This is a genomic window from Pseudoalteromonas sp. C8 (genome assembly GCF_011378685.1).
Classification (GTDB): domain Bacteria; phylum Pseudomonadota; class Gammaproteobacteria; order Enterobacterales; family Alteromonadaceae; genus Pseudoalteromonas; species Pseudoalteromonas arctica.
Window position 1 is genome coordinate 1 of the sequence record NZ_WTKT01000077.1, and the last position, 397, is coordinate 397.

At 48.9% G+C, this 397-nt stretch carries 1 protein-coding gene; it reads left to right on the forward strand.

Annotated elements, in window-relative coordinates; all coding sequences use genetic code 11:
• Positions 1 to 397 (forward strand): Ig-like domain-containing protein (locus GQR39_RS20100; RefSeq protein ID WP_240918235.1); only part of this gene is annotated, 397 nt, incomplete at both ends.

Below are 397 nucleotides of genomic sequence, written 5' to 3' on the forward strand. Positions count from 1 at the left end.
ACCATTGACGATCCAACTGCGAACGTGGTTGTCCAAGTCACCGTAGACGGTGAAGAATACACGGCGACCAACAATACCGATGGTACATGGACATTAGCGGATAACACCCTCCCAGATTTAATTGAAGGCGACACGGTGATTACCGTGACCGCTTCGGATGCAGCGGGCAACAGCAGCACGGCAACAGGTAGTATTGAAGTTGATATCACGGGGTTAAATGTCAGTGTAGATTCATTGACCACGAATGAAGTTTCACCAGCACTCACGGGTAGCATTGATGATGTAACGGCGAGTGTGGCAGTGACTGTTAATGACGTCACTTACGATGCAATCAATAACGAAGATGGTACCTGGAGCTTAGCGGCCGATACTTTACCTGACTTAACCGAAGGTGAGG